Origin of the sequence: Pseudomonas sp. Ga0074129 (assembly GCA_001465025.1) — a bacterium.
GTDB lineage: Bacteria > Pseudomonadota > Gammaproteobacteria > Pseudomonadales > Pseudomonadaceae > Aquipseudomonas.
In genome coordinates this window covers 34,266-41,840 of sequence record LNDO01000040.1, presented here as the reverse complement: position 1 = coordinate 41,840, position 7,575 = coordinate 34,266, and the positions used below count along the sequence as shown (strand labels likewise).

Annotated in this window: 6 protein-coding genes and 1 pseudogene; 4 read left to right on the top strand and 3 right to left on the bottom strand. The window is 58.2% G+C overall.

Going from position 1 to position 7,575, the window contains the following annotated elements; genetic code table 11:
• Positions 1 to 97: 97 nt before the first annotated feature.
• Positions 98 to 913 (bottom strand): annotated as a pseudogene (locus AUK77_RS02565) (ABC transporter substrate-binding protein); the annotation flags it as partial.
• 337 nt (positions 914 to 1,250) lie between these two features.
• Between AUK77_RS02565 and AUK77_RS02560 the strand changes: the two are divergent.
• Entirely contained in the window at positions 1,251 to 1,967 is a 717-nt protein-coding gene (locus tag AUK77_RS02560) for a UTRA domain-containing protein (RefSeq protein WP_296125772.1), read from the top strand.
• Positions 1,968 to 2,140: 173 nt separating this feature from the next.
• On the opposite strand, the gene AUK77_RS02555 is transcribed toward AUK77_RS02560, so the two are convergent.
• Entirely contained in the window at positions 2,141 to 3,430 is a 1,290-nt protein-coding gene (locus AUK77_RS02555) for a M18 family aminopeptidase (protein WP_296125770.1), read from the bottom strand.
• A gap of 180 nt (positions 3,431 to 3,610) precedes the next feature.
• Positions 3,611 to 4,336 (bottom strand): 4'-phosphopantetheinyl transferase superfamily protein, encoded by a 726-nt coding sequence (locus AUK77_RS02550; RefSeq protein WP_296125768.1) that lies wholly within the window; start codon positions 4,334 to 4,336, stop codon positions 3,611 to 3,613.
• 494 nt (positions 4,337 to 4,830) lie between these two features.
• Here AUK77_RS02550 and AUK77_RS02545 point away from each other — a divergent pair, with 494 nt between their 5' ends.
• From AUK77_RS02545 to AUK77_RS02535, 3 genes are all read left to right on the top strand, one after another.
• Positions 4,831 to 5,385, top strand: coding sequence for a hypothetical protein (locus AUK77_RS02545; RefSeq protein WP_296125767.1), 555 nt, complete (start codon positions 4,831 to 4,833; stop codon positions 5,383 to 5,385).
• A 90-nt stretch (positions 5,386 to 5,475) separates the two neighbouring features.
• Positions 5,476 to 6,153 carry a response regulator gene (locus tag AUK77_RS02540; protein ID WP_296125765.1) on the top strand — a complete coding sequence of 226 codons (678 nt, stop codon included), beginning with the start codon at positions 5,476 to 5,478 and terminating at the stop codon, positions 6,151 to 6,153.
• Positions 6,150 to 7,523, top strand: a complete 1,374-nt coding sequence (locus AUK77_RS02535) for an ATP-binding protein (protein WP_296125763.1) — start codon at positions 6,150 to 6,152, stop codon at positions 7,521 to 7,523. Before AUK77_RS02540 ends, AUK77_RS02535 begins: the two co-directional genes overlap by 4 nt.
• Positions 7,524 to 7,575 lie beyond the last annotated feature (52 nt).

Here is a 7,575-nt window from a genome sequence, read left to right as displayed (position 1 = left end):
CTCGGCGTCAGCGAAGGTCATCTGCTTCATGGGGAAACTCAGCGGGTGGAATCCGGGTATTTTGCCAAAATCTGGAAGTCTTCTTCAGAGTTTCCTTAGGGTTTTTCGCCCATTTGTTGATGATGGTGCTGTAGCCGGAAATCACCGAACCGTCAGACGGGATCAGCACTTCGAAGCGCTCCGGGTCGATCTGGTCGCGGTAGGAAAGGCCGTTGAAGTCCCACACCACGCCCACTTCCACTTCGCCTTTTTCCAGGGTTTGGATGGTTGGGTTGGCCAGCGACAGACGGCCTTGTTTGGCCAGCTCGCCATAAAACTCAAGGGCTGGTTTCACATTGGTCTCGTCGCCGCCCATGGCGATGGCGGCCGCCAGCACGCCGTTTACCGCTTGTGCAGCGGTGCTGACGTCACCGGCAGACACTTTGTAAGTGCCGGTTTTCAGGTCAGCCCAGGAGCGCGGAATGTCCTTAACCAGTTGCTTGTTGACGATAAAGGCAATGGAGCCGGTGTAGGCAAGCATCCAGTGGCCGTCGGCATCTTTAGCCCAATCCGGGATTTGTGCCCAAGTGCTGGGTTTGTAGGGCTGGGTAACACCTTGCTGCACGGCGATGGGGCCAAACGCCGCGCCCACGTCACCGATGTCGGCGGTGGCATTTTCTTTTTCAGCGGCGAACTTGGCGATTTCCTGCGCCGAGCTCATGTCGGTGTCTTGGTGCTTGAGGCCGTAGAGTTTGTTCAGGTCGGCCCAAGTGTCTTTCCAGTTGGCCCAGCTATCGGGCATGCCCACGCTGTACACCGCGCCTTCAGCGCGCGCAGCTTTTTCCAAGGCTTGCAAATCGGTCTCGGCAGCCGTGGCGGAAGTGGCCATGGCGATGGCAGAACCTATCAGTGAAGCCAGCAGCAGTTGTTTCATTGGAAACTCCCTTGCGAGTTAGGTGCGGTGATTGTCTGGTCTAGATCAGCAAGACCCAGGCCAATTTAGGCCTGTTAAATGACAGTTTTATGTATGCGGTGTATTTATTGCGCTGATCCCGCCTGCACACATTGGCGCTCGACTAGCGTAGACCATGGATAACAGCCCATGTAAAGCACGTACAAGCCATGGTTTATCAGATATTGCTGCTTCAGTAAGAAAGTTGTCATGGCGCAGTCATCAAGACTGCTTAAACTTGAAACATGATTTTTTAGAGTGGCATACACAAGAATTTGCCCTGAAATAGGGCTGGACTAGTCCAAAGTGGGAGGTCTTGATGCGCGATGAAGCGCCACGGGCAGTGACTGCGATATGCCGGGCATTGGAAGAGCAGATCGAACACGGCCTGCTGCCGTCGGGGAGTCAGCTGCCGGCCGAGCGCAAGCTCAGCGAGGTGTTTGATACCACGCGCATAACCCTGCGTGAGGCCCTCAGCCAGCTGGAAGCACAAGGGTTGATCTACCGTGAAGAGCGCCGCGGCTGGTTTGTTTCACCGCCGCGCGTAGCCTACAACCCGCTGGTGCGCAGCCACTTTCATGCCATGGTCGGCGAGCAGGGCCGTGTCCCGGCCACTGAGGTTTTGAGCGCCAAACTGATCCCGGCCAGTGCCGAGATTTGCCAACTGCTGGCGTTGCCGGCGTTATCCAGCGTGTACCAGATTCGCCGTGCGCGGCGTATCGATGGGCGGCTGGTGCTGTATGTCGAGCACTACCTCAACCCGAATTACTTCGCCGGCATTCTGGATTTTGACCTGACGCGTTCGCTGACCGAACTGTACGGCAGCGAATACGGCATTCATTACGGCCGCGTGCGGTTCGACATGGTACCCACGGCGTTGCATAGCGAAGCGGCGTCAGCATTGAAAGTAGCGGTGGGCAGCCCGGCGCTGCGCATTGTGCGCATCAACCGCGACCAGCATGGCCGGCTGATTGATTGTGACCTGGAGTTTTGGCGCCACGACGCCCTGCATGTGAGCGTCGAAGTACCGGAGTGACGGTCATTAGGTAAGGTGGATGGTGCTTTTCATCCACCCTGCGATGTCGCGAGCTTGAAGATAAAAGGCTTCAGCCCGTAGCCCGGATAAAATCCGGGAGTGGTTTAGACTGCGTAAGAACTTCCCGGATTGCATCCGGGCTACGCATCACGCTTTTGTAGCGCTGCCACGGATCACGGCAGTTCGGCACTGGCGTAAAACGCCGTCAGCACTTTCACCAGATGCGCCAAGTCATGGCTGCCGGCCAGTTCGCGGATTGAGTGCATGGCGAAGGTTGGCAGGCCGATGTCGACGGTGCGCACGCCCAACTGGCTGGCGGTGATCGGGCCAATGGTCGAGCCACAACCCATGTCACTGCGGGTGACGAAGCTTTGCACCGGCACTTCGTTTTCCAAGCACAGATGGCGGAAGAAGCCCGCTGTTTCGCTGGTGGTGGCGTAGCGCTGGTTACTGTTGATCTTGATCACCGGGCCAGCGTTGAGTTTGGGCCCGTGGTTTTGATCATGCTTGTCGGGGTAGTTGGGATGCATGCCGTGGGCGTTATCCGCCGACACCAGCAGCGAGCGCTGAATAATCCGCACAAAGGCATCGTCATCCGGAAGCACACGGCGCAGCACCTGTTCGAGCATTGGGCCATCGGCACCGCAGGCTGAGCAGGAGCCGACTTCCTCGTGGTCGGTACACACCAGCACGCAGCTTTCCTCATCGGGTGCCGCCAGCAGCGCTTGCAGCCCGGCGTAGCACGACAGCAGGTTGTCCAAGCGTGCGCCGGCAATAAAGTCGCCATTGAGGCCAATCACCGCTGCGCTTTGTGTGTCGTAAAAGCTCAGTTCAAAATCCAGCACGGCGTCTGCACTGAAGTCATGCTCGCGAGCCAGTTGATCGGTGAGCAGGGCGCGAAAATCGGCCGGTTCATCACCCGATACCTGTGCGAGGATCGGTGGCAGCTCGATCTGCTGGTTAATGGCCCAGCCTTGGTTGGCTTCACGGTTGAGGTGGATAGCCAAGTTGGGGATCACCGCAATCGGGTACTGGAAATCAACCAGTTGGCTTTCTACCTTGCCGTCGCGGCGATAGGTGACGCGGCCGGCCAGCGACAAATCACGATCGAACCAAGGTGCGAGCAATGCACCGCCGTACACCTCAACGCCGAGCTGGAAGAACCCCTGGCGTTGCAGTTCGGGTTGCGGCTTAACGCGTAGGCACGGGCTGTCGGTGTGCGCGCCCACCAGGCGGATGCCGCCCTCGAGTGGCGAGCGTTTGCCGAGTTTGAAGGCAATGATCGAAGAATCGTTGCGCGTCACGTAATAGCGCCCACCGGCTTCGGTGTGCCAACTGGCACGCTCATCAAGCTGTTGAAAACCGGCCGCTTCAAGGCGCAGGGCCAGGCTGGCGGTGGCGTGGAACGGGGTGGGCGAGGCCTTGAGGAAATCGATCAGGCCTTGATTCAAATCTTCGCGCATAGAGCACTCCAGACGGCAATCGGCCAAGTTTAGCGGATTTGCTAAAGGCGCTGTTGCGCCGCAACGCTGCTTGTTAGTCCAATCGCATGGGCGGCAGGTGTTTGTTGCGGCTGAAGCCCCTCCCACGGTTTTACCTTAGGCGGCCAGATCAGGCGGCAGCTTTATAATGCGGGAGGCGCTTTAACGGCGAGCGGTCGCGGCGGCGATGCTGATCAGACTCAGCAGATAACCGTCAAATTTGGCGAATTGACCTTCCAGCTCGCTGCCGGCGGGCCAGTCTGCGTGCAGGTCAATCAGCAGGCGCATGCGGGCTTTGTTGTCAGCATCGACGCTGAGCAGTTCGGCGTCCTGAAAGTAGAAACGGCGCAACACGAGCGGGTAGAGCGCCTTGAACAGGCTTTCTTTGAGCGAGAAGGTCAGGCTGATGCGCTCGGCATGCTGTTCGGGCGGCAGTGCATCGAGGCGCACGCGCTCGGCGGGCGTAAGAATTTCCCCCGCCAGGCGTTCGGCACGCTCGGTCGGCATGATCTGTTCTACATCCAACCCCAGCCCTAGCCATTGTGAGGTTTCACCCACTACCGCTGCCGCCCAGCCATGGCTGTGGGTGATGGAACCCAGTGTGCCGTCGGGCCAGTGCGGTGCGCCATCTGCGCCGCGGGTTGGCGTGGCCTGTATGCCGCTAAGCTGCGCCAGAGCTTGGCGTGCGCAGAGGCGTCCGGCAAGGTATTCGGCTTGGCGTTTGGCCACGCCGCGCACGGGCTCTAGCGCGCAGCGGTGAAAATCTTCGGCATGCAGCAGTGCCGGGTCAAACCGTGTGCTGACCAGTCGCAAGCTAGGCTGAGGGTGAGGCAGTGGCCAGTGCAGCACCAGTGGGGTGCAGCACGGCGCAAGGAAGTCGCTATTCATAAGCGCCATTCTGCCGCGTGTGCTTGATAACGGCCAGCAGCCCGCCCGTTAACAAAACATTGCAAAGCAGCAACAAAGCTAAACGAAGTGGCGGGTGCTTTTTTGTGACACTGGTGCCGCGTCTCAAGGAGGCGCAGGTGAGGTTGTAGCAAATGCATGCGTGAGGTCTGCATTTGTATTTCTCAGAGAATGAGTACGGGAGCCCGTTTGGGCTCCCGTTTTTTTTGCTCGGTATTTTTCACTTAACCGAAACCTGAGATTTTGAGCCTATTTTCCGCGAGTTAGCGCTCGGCTGCGTTGCGGGAGGCGCTGGCTCGCGCGATGTCTTTAAATGGCTCGCTCATCTATTCAGTTGGCGTTTGCTCATGGTTGTTGTCCAGTCGCGAGGGTAAACCGGTGATTGGTTCAGCATTGGTTCAGTAATGGTTCAGTGGCCGTTCAGCTTGGGCTAGGCAATATGGGTTCCACATCAACCCATACATGAGAGTGCCAACATGAAAGCGATCCACTACATCGGTCTGTGTGCCTTCACCCTGGCGGCCAACCAAGCCTTGGCTAGCAGTGTTGTCGTAAATCAGGGTATCGCTGAGCAAGAAGTACTGAGTGCCCAACAAGGCTGGTGCAGTGCGCTGGTCAACATCAGCAGCACCCATGAGAAGGAAGGGCAGGCCGCCGCCAAAGTGCTGGCCGGGCAGGTGCTTGATGCCGCATACGGTTATCAAATGGGCGCAGTGCTGTTCAAACCTACGCTGACAGTCAATCCGCAAACTTTCCGCACCACCCGTGACGGCGCCTTGGCTTACTTTGTTGGCGGCGACTCGGCTTACCCGCAAGACAGCGGTTTTGCCCTCAAAGGCTGGACCCAGTGCAAGATCGATAACGCAGCTGTATTTATTGCGGGTGACAGCGCGACCACCATGGGCAAGGTTCATTTCACCGGAAAGGACGGCAAAGTGACTTCCGTGGACAAGACCTGGGTGTTCGTCAAAGATGATGCTGGTCAGTTGCGCATCGTTGCCCACCATTCCTCACTGGAATACCAACCGTAACCGGCGCGGCGCGGGGTATCCATCCCGGCGCATGTTCAAAAATTACCAGGCCGGGCTTGCGCTCGGCTTTTGCATGACAGGAGCGCGCTGATGAAATTGCTGGTCGTGGAAGATGAAGCGCTGCTGCGCCATCACCTCTCAAGCCGGCTGAGTGAGCAGGGCCATGTGGTGGATGCGGTGGCTTCGGCGGAAGAGGCCTTGTACCGCGCCGCCGAATACAACCATGACCTAGCCGTGGTTGACCTGGGGCTGCCGGGTATGAGTGGCCTGGATCTGATTCGTCAGTTGCGCAGCCTGGATAAACGCTTCCCCATTCTGATTCTCACCGCGCGTGGCAACTGGCAAGACAAGGTCGAAGGCTTGGCGGCCGGTGCGGATGATTATGTGGTCAAACCCTTTCAGTTCGAGGAGCTGGAGGCGCGCTTGAATGCTTTATTGCGTCGCGCCTGCGGCTTTACCCAAGCGAGTATCAGTGCGGGGGCGTTGGTGCTGGATTTGAATCGCAAGCATGCGTCGGTTGACGGTCAACCGTTGCCGTTGACGGCATTTGAGTACCGCATTTTGGAGTACCTGATGCGCCATCAGCAGCAGGTTGTGGCCAAGGAACGCTTGAGCGAACAACTCTATCCAGACGATGAAGACCGCGATCCCAACGTGATTGAAGTGTTGGTTGGCCGCCTGCGGCGCAAGCTGGAGGCACAACTGGATTACAAACCCATTGAGACCGTGCGCGGTCAGGGTTATCTGTTTACTGAGCGCTGCCGATGAGCCGCCCCGCACTGTTAAGAGCGCGGTGCAGCACGTCATTGCGCGTGCGCCTGATGTTCTTCACCGCCGTATTGGCGGTGTTGTTTATGTTGGCGTTGCTGGCGGCCGTGCGTGGCGCATTTTTAATTGCGCTTGAGCAGTCCGTTGAAAAGCGCCTGGCGTCAGAAGCCAATGCACTCATTTCGGTGGCGCGTCTGGATGATGGGCGCTTATCGATGCCCGAAAAACTCCCCGACGAAAAACTCAACACCCTTGAGGCCAAGCTGCTGGGTTTTATCTACGACCGTGAGGGCAATCTGGTTTGGCAATCGCGTTCATCGCTGGATGAAAGTGTTGAGTATCGCCCGCAGTTCAACGGTCAGGGGCATGTCTTTGAGCAAGGGCGTGATGATGCCGGCAACGCATTTTTCATCTATGACCTCGAACGCACGCAACTGCAGGGTCAGGAGGTGGAATTCAGCGTAGTCACCATGCAGCCCGCCAGTGACTATGAGGCCATGTACACCGGGTTTATCGAGCAACTTTACCTGTGGTTGGGCGTGACGTTGCTGGTGCTGTTGGGGCTGCTCTGGTTCGGTTTGACTCTGGGCTTTCGTAGCCTGCGTGGCGTCAGTGTCGAACTGGACGCCGTGGAGGCGGGCACCCGTGCCAGCCTCAGCGAGCACCACCCGCGTGAGTTGCTGCGTCTGACGGGCTCGCTCAATCGCCTGTTGGAGAGTGAACGCCAGCAACGCGAACGTTACCGGCATTCGCTGGATGACTTGGCGCACAGCCTTAAAACCCCTTTGGCCGTGTTGCAAAGCGTGGCCGAAGTGATTGCCACCGAACCGCATAACCGCGAGCAGGCGCTGGTGCTGCAGCAACAAATTGAACGGATGAGCCAGCAAATCGGCTATCAATTGCAGCGCGCCAGCCTGCGTAAAAGCGGCTTGGTGCGCCATAGCGTTCGTCTGGGGCCGCTGCTCGACACGCTGTGCGCTGCACTGGACAAGGTTTACCGCGACAAGCAGGTCAGCGTGCAACGCGACTTTGCCGCTGAACAACACCTGCCCATGGAGCGCGGCGCGTTGCTGGAGTTGCTTGGCAACCTGCTGGAGAACAGTTATCGCCTGTGTCTGGGGCGTATCCGGGTGAGCGTCACACGGCAGGGACGTGTGCTAGAAATCCGGGTTGAGGACGATGGCCCTGGTGTTCCTGCTGATCAGCGAGAGCGCATCTTGCGCCGTGGCGAGCGCCTGGACGCTCAGCATCCGGGGCAGGGTATCGGCACGGCAGTGGTCAAAGACATTATTGAGAGCTATGGCGGTGAGTTGCTGCTCGAAGATTCTGCTCTGGGCGGGGCCTGTTTCCGGATACGTTTGAAGGATTGATGCAGGCTTTGTGTGTCGGTCAGCTATTGTCAATCACAGTGCGGCCGTTTTG

What these genes read in the sequence shown, in the direction of transcription:
- AUK77_RS02555 (WP_296125770.1), bottom strand. Translation starts at nt 3,430, where the DNA reads ATGCGCGAAGATTTGAATCAAGGCCTGATCGATTTCCTCAAGGCCTCG.
- AUK77_RS02535 (WP_296125763.1), top strand. Translation starts at nt 6,150, where the DNA reads ATGAGCCGCCCCGCACTGTTAAGAGCGCGGTGCAGCACGTCATTGCGC.
- AUK77_RS02550 (WP_296125768.1), bottom strand. Translation starts at nt 4,336, where the DNA reads ATGAATAGCGACTTCCTTGCGCCGTGCTGCACCCCACTGGTGCTGCAC.
- AUK77_RS02540 (WP_296125765.1), top strand. Translation starts at nt 5,476, where the DNA reads ATGAAATTGCTGGTCGTGGAAGATGAAGCGCTGCTGCGCCATCACCTC.
- AUK77_RS02560 (WP_296125772.1), top strand. Translation starts at nt 1,251, where the DNA reads ATGCGCGATGAAGCGCCACGGGCAGTGACTGCGATATGCCGGGCATTG.
- AUK77_RS02545 (WP_296125767.1), top strand. Translation starts at nt 4,831, where the DNA reads ATGAAAGCGATCCACTACATCGGTCTGTGTGCCTTCACCCTGGCGGCC.